Origin of the sequence: Roseovarius tolerans (assembly GCF_900109855.1) — a bacterium.
Classification (GTDB): Bacteria; Pseudomonadota; Alphaproteobacteria; order Rhodobacterales; family Rhodobacteraceae; genus Roseovarius; species Roseovarius tolerans.
On the sequence record NZ_FOBO01000007.1, the window covers coordinates 75,912 to 89,846 of the forward strand.

Consider the following 13,935-nt stretch of genomic DNA (forward strand, 5'->3'; position numbering starts at 1 on the left):
ATGGACGGTGACAGCACGGGAACGATCCCGACAAACCTGCGCCTGCTTCTGGTGATCGAAGAGATCGCCCGGGCAGGTGTGCCGGTCACGCCCACGGATGTGAATGTGGCCCTCGGTCTGCCCAAGCCGACCATCCACCGGCTCTTTGCCACGCTGGAGGAAGAGGGCTTCCTGCAACGCGACATGGACGGGCGCACCTATTCGCCCGGCCCACGGCTGCGGACCATGTCGGGCGGCATCCTGTCGTCGCTGCGCATCCGCACCGCGCGGCAGGCCATTCTCAAGCGGCTCAGCAGCGAGATCGGCGAGACCTGCAACATCGCACTGCCGGATCGCGACGCGATGATCTATCTGGAGCGGGTCGAGACAGAATGGCCACTGCGCATCCAATTGCCCATCGGCACGCGCGTACCCTTCTACTGCACGGCAAGCGGCAAGATGTATCTCAGTTCGCTGGCGGGCACCCATCTGATGAAATACCTCACGGCGACCGATCTGGAGGCGCGCACCCCCAACACCATCACCGACCGCGATCGGCTGGTCGAAGAGATTGGCGACATTCGCGCGCAGGGCTATTCCCTTGACCGCGAGGAATTCATGCGCGACATGATCGCACTCGCCGTGCCGATTACAGACGTCAACGGCCGCTTGATGGCGACGCTGGCGTTCCACGCCCCGACGCAGCGGTTCGATATCGCGCGGGCGCTGGAGTTTCGCGAGCAGATGCATGCCGCCGCCCGTGATCTCGCGAGCCTTGTCAGCGACGGCGGTTAGCCCTTGCGCGCCAGCCCCTCATGCGGGGCGGGCAGGGCAGGCTCGGACTCGGGCGCGAGTTCCTCGAAATCGAAATTATCAAGCCGCCGCGCGCGCCGACCGGCCTTGTCTGCGGAAATCTTGATATCCGAGATATCCTTGGCCGCCTGATGGAAATGCCGGTCTAGATTTTCGACGCGACTTCCGAGCCGGTCCACATCGGCAAAGAGCAGCCCCAACTCGCGCCGGATCGCGCCCGCCTGTTCGCGCATTCGCGCATCTTTCAGAATCGCGCGCATGGTGTTGAGCGTGGCCATGCAGGTGGTGGGTGAGACGATCCAGACCTTGGCCGCGAACCCCTCGCGCACCAGTTCGGGGAAATTCGCGTGCAGTTCCGCATAGACCGCCTCGGATGGCAGGAACATCAGCGCGCCATCGGCGGTCTCCCCATCGAGGATGTACTTCTCGGAAATGTCGCGGAGATGCTTCTTGACCGACGTGCGCAGGAATTTCGCGGCCTCGTTCAACTCCCAATCCGTCTTGGCCCGGCGCAGCGCCTCATAGGCCTCCAGCGGGAACTTGCTGTCGATGCAGATCGGCCCCGGAGGATTCGGCAGGTGGATGAGGCAATCGGCGCGTTTGCCGTTCGAGAGCGTCGCCTGCAAGGTATAGCTGTCCGAGGGCAGCGCCTTGGTCACGATATCGGTGAGCTGAATCTCACCGAACGCCCCGCGCGTCTGCTTGTTCGACAGGATATCCTGCAGCGACAGCACATCGCCTGAGAGCTTGGTGATATTGTCCTGCGCCTTGTCGATGGTCTGCAGACGCTGTTGCAGATCGCCCAGGCTCTGCGCCGTGCGGCGGGCCGAGCCTTGCAGGTTCTCGGTCATCTGGTTGCCCACTTCGGCAAGGCGTTTTTCCATCAGTTGCAGCATATGCGACTGGCTGGCCGCCTGCGCCTCGGAGACGTGGTTGAGCCCGCCCGCAAGCTGATGCTGCCCGTCCGACAGCCCCTGCACGCGTTGGCCAAGCTGGCTCATCTGCTGCGCCAGCGGTTCCGTCATGCGCGCCGAGCGCGTGGCGGCGCGCACGGCGGTGATCAGCAGGATCACGATCAGCAGCAACACGCCCGCGCCAATCAGCGCGATCAGCGTGAGGGGATCGTCAAGCGACAGGGAATAGGGACCGATCTGGATCATGTGCGACCGAACAGGCGTTCGATGTCCGACAGCGGCAACTCGACATAGGTGGGCCGCCCGTGATTGCACTGGCCGGAATGCGGCGTGCGCTCCATCTCGCGCAAGAGCGCGTTCATCTCCTCGGCGCTCATCCGGCGGCCGGAACGGACCGAGCCGTGACAGGCGACGCGGCTGAGAATCGCGTCGATGCGGGATTTGAGCGTGTCGCTGGCACCCTGATCGTGCAACTCGTCAAGAATGTCGCGCAAGAGCGCCTGCGCGTTGACCTCGCCCAGGATGGCCGGGGTTTCGCGCACGGCGATGGACCCCGCGCCGAACGGCTCGACCACAAGGCCGAGGGTGCCAAGATCCTCGGCATGATCGGCCAGCAGCGCGCAATCGGTCTCCGAGAGGTCCACGATCTCGGGGATAAGCAGCGCCTGCGCCGTGATGCCATTTTCGGCCATCTGGTGTTTCAGGCGTTCATAGACAAGCCGCTCATGGGCAGCGTGCTGATCGACGATGACCATGCCGGTCTCGGTCTGGGCGACGATGTAATTCTCGTGGATCTGCGCGCGCGCGGCCCCGAGGGGCAGGGTGGTCGCGGACACCTCCTCCGGCTCCGGTGTCTGGCTCTCGGGCTCGACCCGCGCGCTCCAATCAGCCGCCATCTCGGCGAAACCGGGGGATTGCGCCTGATAGGCAAGGCTGCGTGCCTGCGGCGACTGGCGGTCCATCTGGTAGACGCGCGCGCCTTGCGGCTCTGGCCGGAACGCGCCCAATGTGGCCCCCGCCACGGTCGATGAGGCGCGATGCCCGGCCTCGGCCAGCGCATGGCGCAGCCCCGAGACGATCAGCCCGCGTGCTAACCCCGGATCGCGGAACCGCACCTCGGATTTCGCCGGATGCACGTTCACATCCACCAGCACCGGATCGCAGTCGATGAAGAGCGCCGCCGCCGGGTGCCGGTCGCGGCTGAGCACGTCCTGATAGGCAGCGCGCAGCGCACCATAGAGCATCTTGTCGCGCACCGGGCGGCCATTGACGAAGAGATATTGCGCCACGCTCGATCCGCGCGAATAGGTGGGCAGGGCGGCATAGCCGGTCATCCGTAGCCCCTCGCGCATGGCCTCGATGCGTAGGGCGTTGTCGGCGAACTCCACCCCCAGAATGCGCGCCAGACGGCCATGCAGCGCATCGAACAGATCGCCCGACTCAGGGTCGGCGCGGAAGGTGATCCGCGCCTCGCCCCCGCCCGAGACATCGCGCAGGGTAAAGCCCACATGCGGCTCCGCCATGGCAAGGCGCTTGACCGTGTCGGCAATCGCCTGTGCCTCGGCCCGGTCGCTGCGCATGAACTTGAGCCGCGCGGGCGTGGCGTAGAATAGATCGCGCAATTCCACGACCGTCCCTGCATTGAGCGCGGCAGGCGTGACCCTGCCCATCTGCCCGCCCGCCACGGTGATCGTACCGGCCTCGTGCCCGGTGGCGCGCGAGGTGATGGTCAGCCGCCCGACCGCGCCCAGCGAGGGCAGCGCCTCGCCGCGAAAGCCGAAGGAATGTATGTTCAGCAGATCGCTGCCGTCGATCTTGGAGGTGGCATGCCGCGCCAGCGCCAGCGGCAACTGATCGGGCGCCATGCCGCAGCCATCGTCACTCACCTGGATCAGCGTCTTGCCGCCATCCGCCACCGCCACCTCGATCCGGCCAGCCCCGGCGTCGAGCGCGTTTTCCACCAGTTCCTTGACCGCAGAGGCCGGACGCTCCACGACTTCGCCCGCCGCGATGCGGTTGACGGCGCCCTCATCCAACTGGCGGATCACCGGGGAGGGCTGGCTTATATTGGGGCTAGGTTTATTCATTCCCCAATACCTAGCACGGATCAGAGCGATTCTGCCATATTCCCAATGCCGCATTCCAGGACTTGGGCAAAAGAAATCCGGTGCCTCGGGTTGGATGGCTGTAACATTCCATTATGTGAATGCAAAATCCAAAGGAGTTGATCATGTTCAGTCAGACCAGCCCATCCCGTGGCCCCGGCTCCCCAAACGTCACCGGTTTTTACGATCAGGCGTCGGGCAGCATTCAATATGTCATCGCCGACCCGGCCACGAACAAGGCGGCGCTGATCGACGTGGTGCAGGATTTCGACCCCGCCGAGGCCCGATCCTACCACGACAGCGCGCAGGAAATTCTCGATTTCGTCACCCGTGAAGGGCTGGAGGTCGAATGGATTCTCGATACCCACCCCCATGCCGATCACCTGATGGCCTCGGGCTGGCTGCGCGAGAAACTCGGCGCGCCGAACGCCATCGGGGCCAAAGTGCGCGACATCGCGCGCATCTGGGAAGACCTCTATCACACGCCCGGCGCCTTTGACCCGGATCGCGATTTCGATCGGCTCTTTGATGATGGCGCGCAGTTCAGGATCGGCGAAATGGAGGTGCGCGTAATGCTCTCGCCGGGGCATACGCTCGGCTCGATCACCTATGTGGTGGGTTCTGACGCGGCCTTCGTGCATGACACGTTCATGCATGTCGATGTCGGCACCTCGCGCGCCGATTTCCCCGGCGGCTCGTCCAGCATGCTCTATGACAGCTTGCAGGCGATCCTGGCGCTGCCCGACGAGACGCGGCTTTTCGTCGGCCATGACTACCCGCCGGTGGGTGACCGGCAAGATCCGGCATGGGAGGCGACGGTGGCCGCACACAAGCGCGACAATCCGCATGTCGGCGGCGGTGCCAGCCGCGACGCGTTCATGCGGGTGCGCGACGACCGCGACGCAACGCTCGGCCTGCCGGACCGCATCCTCTACGCCTTGCAGGTCAACCTGCGCGGTGGCCGCCTGCCCGACCCCGAGAGCGACGGGCACCGCTATTTCAAGATCCCCGCCAATCGTTTCTGAACGAAGGAGAGCAAGATGAAAACCGAAGATATCGACGGCACCATATTTGAGACATGGACGATAGAGGAGGTGGCCTGCGCATGGGACGCCAACGAGATCGTGCTGATCGACGTGCGCACGCCGCAGGAATACATGTTCGAGCATATCGAGGGCGCGCTGCTCTTGCCGATGCCGTTCTTCAAGCCCGAGAAACTGCCTGGCCAGAGCGACAAGCGCCTCGTGATCCATTGCGGCTCCGGCGTGCGATCCGAGAAAATGGCCCGCGCCGCGATCGCCGCCGGAATCGGCCGAATCGCCCATATGGAAGGTGGTTTCGGCGCATGGAAAGAGGCAGGTCAGCCCTATATCGGCACCAACATGGCCACCGGCGCACCGCAGGCGGTCACCGGGTAATCCCCCACGAAAAAACCCCGGGCGCGAACGCCCGGGGGTGATCTCTTCAAGCTGACGGGAAGGAGAAACGTCAGCTCTTGGAGAATTCGGGGTAGGCCTCCATGCCCAGTTCGGACATGTCGAGCCCGTTGATCTCTTCCTCTTCGCCGACCCGGATACCGACAACGGCCTTGAGGATGAACCACAGGACAAGGCTGCCGACGAAGGTAAAGACACCGTAGGCGGCGATCCCCAGAAGCTGCGTCGTAAGGCTCGCGTCACTGTTGTAGAAGATCACGGCGATGGTGCCCCAGATACCGGCGCAGAGGTGAACCGGGATCGCGCCGACAACGTCGTCGATCTTGAGCTTGTCGAGCAGAGGCACGGTGAAGACCACGATGACGCCACCCACGGCACCGATCCAGAGCGCACCGAAGAGCGTCGGTGCCAGCGGCTCGGCGGTGATCGACACGAGGCCGGCCAGCGCACCGTTGAGAACCATGGTCAGGTCCGGCTTTTTGTACAACACCTGAGTGAGGATCAGCGCGGTCACGGCACCGGCGGCAGCGGCCATGTTGGTGTTGGCGAAGATGCGGCTCACGTCCGAAACATCACCCACGGTGCCCATCGCAAGCTGCGAGCCGCCGTTGAAGCCGAACCAGCCCAGCCACAGGATGAATGTGCCCAGCGTGGCAAGGGCCAGATTCGAGCCCGGGATCGGGATGACCTTGCCGTCCTTGCTGTATTTGCCGATGCGCGGCCCAAGAACGATGGCACCGGCCAGAGCGGCCCAGCCCCCCACGGAGTGAACCACCGTCGAACCTGCGAAATCCGAGAAGCCTGCCTCGCTGAGCCAGCCGCCGCCCCACTGCCAGGAGCCAGAGATCGGGTACATGACACCTGTCAGCACGACCACGAAGGCCAGAAACGGCCAGAGCTTGATCCGCTCGGCCAGAGCACCCGACACGATCGAGGCGGTGGCGGCCACGAACACCAACTGGAAGAAGAAGTCCGAGCCGATTGAGGCATAGCCAAGGTCGGCATCGGCCGCAGCTACGCCCACCGCGTCCAGAACAGTCTGCCCACCAATGGCGAAGTAGCCATTGAAGTCGCCGGGATACATCGTGTTGAAGCCGATCAGCCAGTACATGATCGCCGCAACCGAATAGAGCGCGATGTTCTTGGTCATCTGCATGGTGACGTTCTTCGAGCGCACCAGCCCGCCTTCCAGCATGGCGAAACCGCACGCCATGAAGAACACCAGGAACCCTGCCATGCAGAACAGCAGTGTTGTCATGATATAGGGCCCAATCTCGTCGAACCCCGGTGCCGCAGCATCCTGCGCGAGGGCCAGCGACGGCACGGCGATCATCGCCGCAGAGGCCAGGCCCTTTTTCGTAAAGCTTTTCATATTCATTGGTCTTTCCCCCTTACGGCTCAAAGCGCGTCGTCGTTGGTTTCGCCGGTGCGCACGCGCATGGCCTGTTGGATGTCGAGCACGAAGATCTTGCCGTCGCCGATCTTGCCGGTGCGTGCGGCCTTGGTGATGGCCTCCACCACCTGATCCGCCATCGCGGCAGATACCGCGATTTCGAGCTTGATCTTGGGTACGAAGTTCACGGCGTATTCCGCCCCGCGATAGATTTCGGTATGGCCCGATTGAGAGCCGAAGCCCTTGATCTCGGTGACCATCATGCCGCGCACCCCGATATCGGTCAGCGCCTCGCGGACCTCCTCCAGCTTGAACGGCTTGATCGTTGCAATGATGAGTTTCACGTTGGTCCCTTTCCGTTTTCTCTCACTCAGCGCGCTGTTTGCAGGTGCAGAAAAGGCGCTGACGGGAGAGTCTGGAAGGGAGAAGCGCGGATTTTGACCCGTTTGGCGGATCATGTTGTGCAAAAAGCAGGCAGAAAATAAATAATGCGCAATAAATAGGCACATGGAAAACGCCACGACCCGCCTGCCGGGTCTCTACATTTGGCAGCGCGCACTATAAACTGGCGCAAACAAACGATGGCCGGGCAGGGCAAGCATGAGCAATTCAGGACGGCGCAAACCGCCATTGGTGGCCCCCAAGCGCAGCCGCAAGGTGGCCAAGCCGAAATCCGCGCGGCGCACCACCGCCAAGCGCAAGCCGCAGCGCCGGTCGCGGTCGCGCAACCCGTTGGTGCGGATGGTGCGTGCCATCGTCGGCTGGGTGCTGCGCGTGCTCTGGGCCATCGGTTGGCGGGTGACAGCGGTTGTGGCCATCGTCGTCGGACTGGCCGTGGCCTATACCTACACGACCCTGCCGGAATACAAGGCGCTGATGGACGGGCGTGCGCGCGGCTCGGTCACGCTCCTGGACCGCGAAGGGCAGGTGTTCGCCTGGCGCGGCGATCAGTTCGGCGGCGTCGTCACCGCCGAGATGATCAGCCCGCATCTCAAGAACGCGGTGATCGCCACCGAGGATCGCCGCTTTTACATGCATCCCGGCGTCGACCCCATCGGCATCGCCAGCGCCATGCGCATCAACCTGCGCGAGGGGCGCGGGCCGCTGTCGGGCAATGGCGGCTCGACGATCACGCAACAGACCGCGAAACTGCTCTGCTTCGGCGTCGAATATGACGAGAGCGAATGGGAAAGCGAGGCCGCATACGTGTCCGATTGCCGCCGCACATCCCTATGGCGCAAGGCCAAGGAAGCGGTCTACGCCATGGCGATGGAGGCCAAGTACAGTAAGAACGAGATCCTGACCGTCTATCTCAATCGCGCCTATCTCGGGGGCGGCGCTTACGGGGCCGAGGCGGCCGCGCAGCGCTATTTCGGCAAATCGGCGGCCAGGCTGAACGCCGCCGAGGGGGCGATGATCGCAGGCCTTCTCACGGCACCCTCGACGCTCGCGCCGACCGCCAATCTCGAACGCTCGCAGAACCGGGCCTCAGTCGTGGTCGGGCTGATGCGGCGGCAGGGCTATCTGAGCGCCAATGACGCCGCCGTCGCGCTCGCCAATCCCGCCGAATTGTCCGAGGCCGCGCAGCGTCAGGCGGGCGGCTATTTCGCCGATTGGGTAATGGCCTCGGGGCCGGAATTCTTCACCCGGGACACCACCGAGGACGTGATCATCCGCACCACGCTCGATCAACGCCTGCAACGCGCCGCCGAGGAGGCGCTCAAGACCGTGTTCGACGAAAAGGTGCGCGACGGCTCCAAGGCGCAGGCCGCCATCGTCGTGATGAGCGCGGATGGTGCGGTGCGCGCCATGGTGGGCGGGCGCAAGACCAAGGTGATCGGGGCCTTCAACCGCGCCACGCAGGCCAATCGGCAGACCGGATCGGCGTTCAAGCCCTTCGTCTATGCCACGGCACTGGAACTAGGCTACAGCTACGATTCGGTGGTTGTGGACGAACCCTATTGCCTCGACGTGCCCGGTTCGGGCCGCTGGTGCCCCGAGAATTACACCCGCAAGCATTATGGCCGGGTGACCTTGGCCGAGGCGCTGCGCCAGTCGCTCAACGTCCCGGCGGTCAAGGTGTCCGAGACCGTGGGCCGGGACCTTGTGCGCAAGGTCGCCAGCGATTTCGGCATCGAAAGCGATCTGGCCGCTGGTCCCGCACTGGCGCTGGGTGCCTCAGAGAGCACGCTGCTCGAGATGTCGGGCGCCTATGCCGGCATCCTCAATGGCGGCTCATCGGTTACCCCCTATGGCCTGACCGAGTTGAAACTGCTGGGCGAGGATGAGCCCCTGATGGGCGCAGGCGGCGGCATCGGTGAACGGGTGATCCAGGAAAAGGCCGCGCGCGAACTGATCTACATGATGAGCCGCGTCGTCGATGGCGGCACCGGCAGCCGCGCGAAACTGCCCGACCGCGAGGCGGCGGGCAAGACCGGCACGACGCAGGCCGCGCGCGACGCGTGGTTTCTGGGGTTTACCGCCGATTACGTGGCCGGGGTCTGGATGGGCTATGACGACAATACGCCCCTGACCGGCGTGACCGGCGGTGGCCTGCCGGCCGAGATCTGGCACGAGACGATGGTGCGGGTGCATGAGGGCGTGCCGCCCAAGCCCCTGCCGATGCTGCGCCCCGCCCCGCGCCGCGACCCGGCCCCCGCCCCGCAACGCCGCGCCCCTGTGGCAGGCGGCAACCCGATCGAGAACATCCTGCGCAGCATCTTCGGAAACTGAAAACGGCACCCGCCGGGGACGCCGTTCAAATCCATCCATTGGGCCTGTTGTTCAGCCCGCCTGCTTGAGGTCCTGGATCAGCGCATTGATGTCGCCGTTGCGCCGGTCGAGCATCGCGCCGATCTCGGTGCGTTCGCTCAGGCGAAGGCTGATGCCCTCGATGATCATGTCGAAGAACTTGTCCTGCCCGGACCGGTCCGAGACCAGAAAACTGACCTCGAAGGGTGACTCGCCGGGCAGATAGGCCGTCGATTTCACCTCGTGCCACGACTTGACCTGTGTCACGCCGTTCACCTCGATGCGCCCGCCCTTGAACTCGTTGAACCGCTTGCCGTATTTGCGCGCGACATAGCCACGGAACGCCTCCGTATAGGCGCGCATCTGCGCGCTGGAGGCGCGCCTGGCGTCGGCCCCGAGCGTGGATTGCGCAATGATGCTCACATCGGCATGGCGCGAGAAGATCTGTTCGAAATCGCGGATCATCGAGGATAACCCCTTGCCCGAGGCGATCACGCGGTTGATCTCGCTCACGACCTGATCGACGAGCGCGCGCGCCCGCGCCTCGGTCAGCGCATGCAGCGGCAGCGGTGCCAGCGCCGCGCCAGCGAGGGCGAGGCCGGAGACGACAAAGCGGCGGCGGGATGGGTTACTGGTCATAGGGGTCCTCCAACGTGGGGGCAGCGGGTGCGATACTGTCATAGGGATCAGTATAGGTGCTCCCCTCGGTGCCGCCCAGTTCGAAGCGGCGATTCTGCAGGTAAATTGAACGCGACTGCGCGTAACTGTCCGCGCTCTCATAAAGAATCTGGTCGATCGTTTCCGAGAACTTGCTGCGCCGCGACAGGCCCGCCGCCACGCCCGCCCCAGTGATTACCAGATTCTCGGGGCTTTCGATCACATAGGACAGCGGATTGGTGAACAGATCGACAAAGATGCCGTAGGTGTCACGCGTGGTCGAGGGCCCGAGCAGCGGCAATTCGACATAGGCACCTTCCCGCGCGCCCCACACATGCAGGGTCTGGCCGAAATCGGTATTCGTGCCGGCGGGCATGCCCATTTCGCTGGCCGGATCGAACAGCCCGCCAAGGCCCACGGTCGTGTTCACCACAAACCGCGCGGTATCCTGTATCGCGCCGCGCATGTTCAATTGCAGCACGTTGTTGACGATATCACTGGGCAGTGAGGTGTTGACCGCAAAGCGCACGATGGCGTTCTCGATATCGTCGGGAATCGCCGTGTCATAGCCCTTGGCCACCGGCCGCACGAGCCCGCGATCCAGACCTCGGTTGAACTCGTGTATCTTGCGGTTTTCCCGCTCATAGGGATCGAACGTCCCGCGCGAGGCCTGATCGGCCGTGGGCTGCGCGCAGGCGGCAAGCACAAGAACACCGCACAGCATACATGACTGGACGATACGACGGGTAACTATGGCGGGGATTGGCAGCACTGTAATATCCGCAGATTGAAGATGAGTCTCTGTTACATAATCGATTTCAGGAGCAAACCCACCATGCCGACACGTCACATCACGATGATGTGGCAGATTGGAGACAGCGGTCGCGACTCGGTCCATTTCCTGAACCACCCTACCCAATAGCCTAAGGGGCCACGAATTGCGATCACATAAATCGGTGCGCCCCGGCATCGGCAAACGCGCGCAACTGCCTGCGGCAGCCTGATGATATCGCGGGCATTTTTGGATTTCCTTCCCCGGCAAGTGCCGCTAGCGTTCGGCGCAAACACATCACGGGAGAAAGTAACATGAGCCAGTTCGAGAAAAAGCTTGCCGAGATGGGCGTGACCCTGCCCGAGGCCCCGGCCCCCGCCGCCAATTACGTGCCCTACGTACAAGCGGGCGACATGCTCTATGTCTCGGGTCAGATCGCCAAGGACGGCGACACGCTGCTCACCGGCAAGCTGGGGCATGACATGGATGTCGAGGTGGGGGCCGCCGCCGCAAAGGTTTGCGCGATTGCCCTTCTGGCACAGGTCAAGGCGGCTTGCGGCGGCGATCTCGACCGGCTGGTGCGGGTGGTGAAACTCACCGGTTTCGTCAATTCCACCGCCGATTTCACCCAGCAACCGGCGGTGATCAACGGTGCGTCGGATTTCATCGGCGAGGCGTTGGGCGACGCGGGCAAGCACGCGCGCGCGGCCGTCTCGGCCCCCTCGCTGCCCTTCGGTGTCGCGGTCGAGATCGACGGGGTGTTCCAGATCAGATGAGCGCATTGCCAGAGGTCTTTCGCCGCGTGCCGCTGGCGCATCGCGGCTTGCATGACGTGGCCGACGCCCGCCCCGAGAATTCGCGCGCCGGGATCACGGCGGCGATAGCGGCGGGCTACGGTATCGAGATCGACCTGCAACTCAGCCGCGACGGGCAGGCGATGGTGTTTCACGACTACGACCTTGGCCGCCTGACCGAGGCGACAGGCCCAGTGCGCCAGCGCGACGCCGCCGATCTGGGCGCCATACCGCTCAAGGGCGGCGAGGAGGGCATTCCCGGCCTGCCCGAAATCCTCGGCCTCGTGGCAGGGCGTGTGCCGCTCCTGATCGAGTTGAAAGACCAGCACGGCCAGATGGGCGAGACCTGCGGCACGCTGGAAACGGCCACGGCGCAGGCTCTTGCAGGCTATGCCGGGCCGGTGGCGGTGATGTCCTTCAACCCGCATATGGTGCTGCGAATGGCGGCGCTCGCCCCGGATATCCCGCGCGGCATCGTGACCTGCGGCTACACGCCCGAGGATTGGCCGCTGCTGCGCGCCGAAATCCGCGAGCACCTGCGCGCGGTGGCGGAGTATGGCCCGAGCGGGTCTGTCTTCGTCAGCCATGATGTGAACGATCTGGACAGTCCCCGGCTGGCCGCGTTGCGCGCGAATGCGGCCGCGATCCTGTGCTGGACGGTGCGCGGCCGCGAGGTAGAGGCTCGTGCCCGCGCGGTCGCCGACAACATCACGTTCGAGGGCTATCTGCCCGACATCCCGGCTTGATCCGCGCTGCGCGCGGCCCAGATAGAGCCGGGCATGCCACGGGGCCAATAGCATGAGCGACAGCGAGATCACGATCAGCCTGCACGAGCGGATCGCCGATATCCCGGCGGCGGTCTGGGATGCCTGTGCCTGCCCAGAGGCCGCAGATGGCCGTCCCGAGGACCCGTTCACGACGCACCGTTTTCTCAAGGCGCTGGAGGATAGCCGCTCGGTCGGCACCGGCAGCGGCTGGCATCCGCATTACATGACCGCCGAGGCGCAGGGGCAAGTGATCGCCTGCGCGCCGCTCTACCTCAAATCCCACAGCCAGGGCGAATACATCTTTGATCACAACTGGGCGCATGCCTATGAGCGCGCGGGCGGGCGGTACTATCCAAAATTCCAGATGGCGGTGCCGTTCACGCCGGTGACCGGGCGGCGCTTTCTCACCCGGCCAGGATATGAGGCGGCGGGGCGCGCGGCGCTGATCGAAGGGGCCAGCCAGGTGGCCGAACGAAATGGGATTTCCTCGCTGCATGTCACTTTCTGCACCGAGGCGGAGGCCGAGGCAGGTGCAGCCCTTGGCCTGATGCCCCGCCGCACGCAGCAATATCACTGGATCAATCGCGGCTACGAGGGTTTCGACGCCTTTCTCGCCGATCTGTCCTCGCGCAAGCGCAAGACCATCCGCAAGGAACGCGCCCGTGCGCAAGCTTTCGGCGGCGAGATAGTGGCGCTGACCGGCGATCAGATAAAGCCGGAGCATTGGGACGCGATCTGGACCTTCTACCAAGACACCGGCGCACGCAAATGGGGCACGCCCTACCTCACCCGCCGTTTTTTCGAGCGCGCGCATGAGACCCTGCGCGACGATATCCTGCTGGTGCTGGCGCTGCGCGGCGGGCAGCCGGTGGCGGGCGCGATGAACCTGATCGGCGCGTCGGCATTATATGGCCGCTACTGGGGCTGCATCGAGGATCACCCCTGCCTGCATTTCGAACTCTGTTACTATCAGGCCATGGAATTCGCCATTGATCACGGATTGCAAAGGGTAGAGGCTGGCGCGCAGGGCGAACACAAGCTGGCGCGCGGCTATTTGCCTGTGGCCACGCACTCGCTGCACTGGCTGCGCGACCCGGGATTTGCCGAGGCCGTCGCGCAATATCTGGAGGCCGAACGCGCCGCCGTGGACGAGGATATCGAGATCCTCACCGGCTATGGCCCGTTCCGAAAAACCACGATGGAGGATCAAGAATGAGCGACAAGCTGAGCGATACCGCGCGCAAGACGACTCTGGAGCCGCTGCTGGAAAATGGCTGGAGCATGGTCGAGGGGCGCGACGCGATCCACAAGGAATTCAAGTTCGGGGATTTCACCGAGGCCTTCGGCTTCATGACACGCGCCGCGATCTGGGCCGAGAAATGGAATCACCACCCGGAATGGTTCAACGTCTACAACAAGGTTCAGGTCACGCTGACAACGCATGACGTGGATGGCCTCAGTTCGCTCGACGTCAAGCTTGCGCGCAAGTTTGACGGGCTCGTGGGCTGAGCCGTCGCGTTCCGAGTATTTGGGCCATAAAGAAACAGGGCGTTA

Annotated in this window: 14 protein-coding genes; 8 read left to right on the plus strand and 6 right to left on the minus strand. The window is 64.1% G+C overall.

Annotation, left to right across the window (positions count from 1 at the left end; translation table 11 throughout):
- The gene (locus tag BMX04_RS08735) at window positions 1-774 is read left to right on the plus strand and encodes an IclR family transcriptional regulator (protein WP_074785874.1); all 774 of its coding nucleotides are present in this window, start codon (window positions 1-3) and stop codon (window positions 772-774) included.
- On the opposite strand, the gene BMX04_RS08740 is transcribed toward BMX04_RS08735, so the two are convergent.
- Both BMX04_RS08740 and mutL read right to left on the minus strand, forming a co-directional pair.
- Entirely contained in the window at window positions 771-1,952 is a 1,182-nt protein-coding gene (locus BMX04_RS08740; protein WP_074785875.1) for a DNA recombination protein RmuC, read from the minus strand. The genes BMX04_RS08735 and BMX04_RS08740 overlap by 4 nt on opposite strands.
- Window positions 1,949-3,793, minus strand: coding sequence for a DNA mismatch repair endonuclease MutL (gene mutL / locus BMX04_RS08745; RefSeq protein ID WP_074785876.1), 1,845 nt, complete (start codon window positions 3,791-3,793; stop codon window positions 1,949-1,951). The genes BMX04_RS08740 and mutL overlap by 4 nt, the downstream gene beginning before the upstream one ends.
- A gap of 143 nt (window positions 3,794-3,936) precedes the next feature.
- Here mutL and BMX04_RS08750 point away from each other — a divergent pair, with 143 nt between their 5' ends.
- Complete coding sequence (locus tag BMX04_RS08750; protein ID WP_175477341.1) at window positions 3,937-4,836, plus strand: MBL fold metallo-hydrolase; 900 nt, start codon at window positions 3,937-3,939, stop codon at window positions 4,834-4,836.
- A 15-nt stretch (window positions 4,837-4,851) separates the two neighbouring features.
- Window positions 4,852-5,229 (plus strand): rhodanese-like domain-containing protein, encoded by a 378-nt coding sequence (locus BMX04_RS08755; RefSeq protein WP_074785877.1) that lies wholly within the window; start codon window positions 4,852-4,854, stop codon window positions 5,227-5,229.
- Between the two features lie 70 nt (window positions 5,230-5,299).
- Here the strand turns inward: BMX04_RS08755 and BMX04_RS08760 are convergent, their stop codons facing one another.
- Window positions 5,300-6,625 carry an ammonium transporter gene (locus tag BMX04_RS08760; protein ID WP_175477342.1) on the minus strand — a complete coding sequence of 442 codons (1,326 nt, stop codon included), beginning with the start codon at window positions 6,623-6,625 and terminating at the stop codon, window positions 5,300-5,302.
- A 20-nt stretch (window positions 6,626-6,645) separates the two neighbouring features.
- The gene (locus BMX04_RS08765) at window positions 6,646-6,984 is read right to left on the minus strand and encodes a P-II family nitrogen regulator (protein WP_074785879.1); all 339 of its coding nucleotides are present in this window, start codon (window positions 6,982-6,984) and stop codon (window positions 6,646-6,648) included.
- A 256-nt stretch (window positions 6,985-7,240) separates the two neighbouring features.
- Here BMX04_RS08765 and BMX04_RS08770 point away from each other — a divergent pair, with 256 nt between their 5' ends.
- Window positions 7,241-9,373 carry a transglycosylase domain-containing protein gene (locus BMX04_RS08770; protein WP_074785880.1) on the plus strand — a complete coding sequence of 711 codons (2,133 nt, stop codon included), beginning with the start codon at window positions 7,241-7,243 and terminating at the stop codon, window positions 9,371-9,373.
- Window positions 9,374-9,424: 51 nt separating this feature from the next.
- Here BMX04_RS08770 and BMX04_RS08775 read toward each other — a convergent pair whose 3' ends face one another.
- Window positions 9,425-10,030, minus strand: coding sequence for an MlaC/ttg2D family ABC transporter substrate-binding protein (locus BMX04_RS08775; RefSeq protein ID WP_074785881.1), 606 nt, complete (start codon window positions 10,028-10,030; stop codon window positions 9,425-9,427).
- A complete protein-coding gene (locus tag BMX04_RS08780) occupies window positions 10,020-10,772 on the minus strand; it encodes an MlaA family lipoprotein (RefSeq protein ID WP_082238013.1) in 753 nt (250 codons plus the stop codon). The genes BMX04_RS08775 and BMX04_RS08780 overlap by 11 nt, the downstream gene beginning before the upstream one ends.
- A gap of 362 nt (window positions 10,773-11,134) precedes the next feature.
- Between BMX04_RS08780 and BMX04_RS08785 the strand changes: the two genes are divergently transcribed.
- Genes BMX04_RS08785 through BMX04_RS08800 form a run of 4 tightly spaced genes read left to right on the plus strand, consistent with a single transcriptional unit; the run spans window position 11,135 to window position 13,890 of the window.
- The gene (locus BMX04_RS08785) at window positions 11,135-11,596 is read left to right on the plus strand and encodes a RidA family protein (RefSeq protein WP_074785882.1); all 462 of its coding nucleotides are present in this window, start codon (window positions 11,135-11,137) and stop codon (window positions 11,594-11,596) included.
- The gene (locus tag BMX04_RS08790; protein WP_074785883.1) at window positions 11,593-12,360 is read left to right on the plus strand and encodes a glycerophosphodiester phosphodiesterase family protein; all 768 of its coding nucleotides are present in this window, start codon (window positions 11,593-11,595) and stop codon (window positions 12,358-12,360) included. The genes BMX04_RS08785 and BMX04_RS08790 overlap by 4 nt, the downstream gene beginning before the upstream one ends.
- 52 nt (window positions 12,361-12,412) lie before the next feature.
- Complete coding sequence (locus tag BMX04_RS08795) at window positions 12,413-13,597, plus strand: GNAT family N-acetyltransferase (protein WP_074785884.1); 1,185 nt, start codon at window positions 12,413-12,415, stop codon at window positions 13,595-13,597.
- The gene (locus BMX04_RS08800; protein ID WP_074785885.1) at window positions 13,594-13,890 is read left to right on the plus strand and encodes a 4a-hydroxytetrahydrobiopterin dehydratase; all 297 of its coding nucleotides are present in this window, start codon (window positions 13,594-13,596) and stop codon (window positions 13,888-13,890) included. The genes BMX04_RS08795 and BMX04_RS08800 overlap by 4 nt, the downstream gene beginning before the upstream one ends.
- Window positions 13,891-13,935: the final 45 nt, after the last annotated feature.

Coding starts and splice junctions, on each gene's coding strand:
- BMX04_RS08735 (WP_074785874.1), top strand. CDS start 1: ATGGACGGTGACAGCACGGGAACGATCCCGACAAACCTGCGCCTGCTT.
- BMX04_RS08740 (WP_074785875.1), bottom strand. CDS start 1,952: ATGATCCAGATCGGTCCCTATTCCCTGTCGCTTGACGATCCCCTCACG.
- mutL (WP_074785876.1), bottom strand. CDS start 3,793: ATGAATAAACCTAGCCCCAATATAAGCCAGCCCTCCCCGGTGATCCGC.
- BMX04_RS08750 (WP_175477341.1), top strand. CDS start 3,937: ATGTTCAGTCAGACCAGCCCATCCCGTGGCCCCGGCTCCCCAAACGTC.
- BMX04_RS08755 (WP_074785877.1), top strand. CDS start 4,852: ATGAAAACCGAAGATATCGACGGCACCATATTTGAGACATGGACGATA.
- BMX04_RS08760 (WP_175477342.1), bottom strand. CDS start 6,625: ATGAATATGAAAAGCTTTACGAAAAAGGGCCTGGCCTCTGCGGCGATG.
- BMX04_RS08770 (WP_074785880.1), top strand. CDS start 7,241: ATGAGCAATTCAGGACGGCGCAAACCGCCATTGGTGGCCCCCAAGCGC.
- BMX04_RS08775 (WP_074785881.1), bottom strand. CDS start 10,030: ATGACCAGTAACCCATCCCGCCGCCGCTTTGTCGTCTCCGGCCTCGCC.
- BMX04_RS08780 (WP_082238013.1), bottom strand. CDS start 10,772: ATGCTGTGCGGTGTTCTTGTGCTTGCCGCCTGCGCGCAGCCCACGGCC.
- BMX04_RS08785 (WP_074785882.1), top strand. CDS start 11,135: ATGAGCCAGTTCGAGAAAAAGCTTGCCGAGATGGGCGTGACCCTGCCC.
- BMX04_RS08790 (WP_074785883.1), top strand. CDS start 11,593: ATGAGCGCATTGCCAGAGGTCTTTCGCCGCGTGCCGCTGGCGCATCGC.
- BMX04_RS08795 (WP_074785884.1), top strand. CDS start 12,413: ATGAGCGACAGCGAGATCACGATCAGCCTGCACGAGCGGATCGCCGAT.
- BMX04_RS08800 (WP_074785885.1), top strand. CDS start 13,594: ATGAGCGACAAGCTGAGCGATACCGCGCGCAAGACGACTCTGGAGCCG.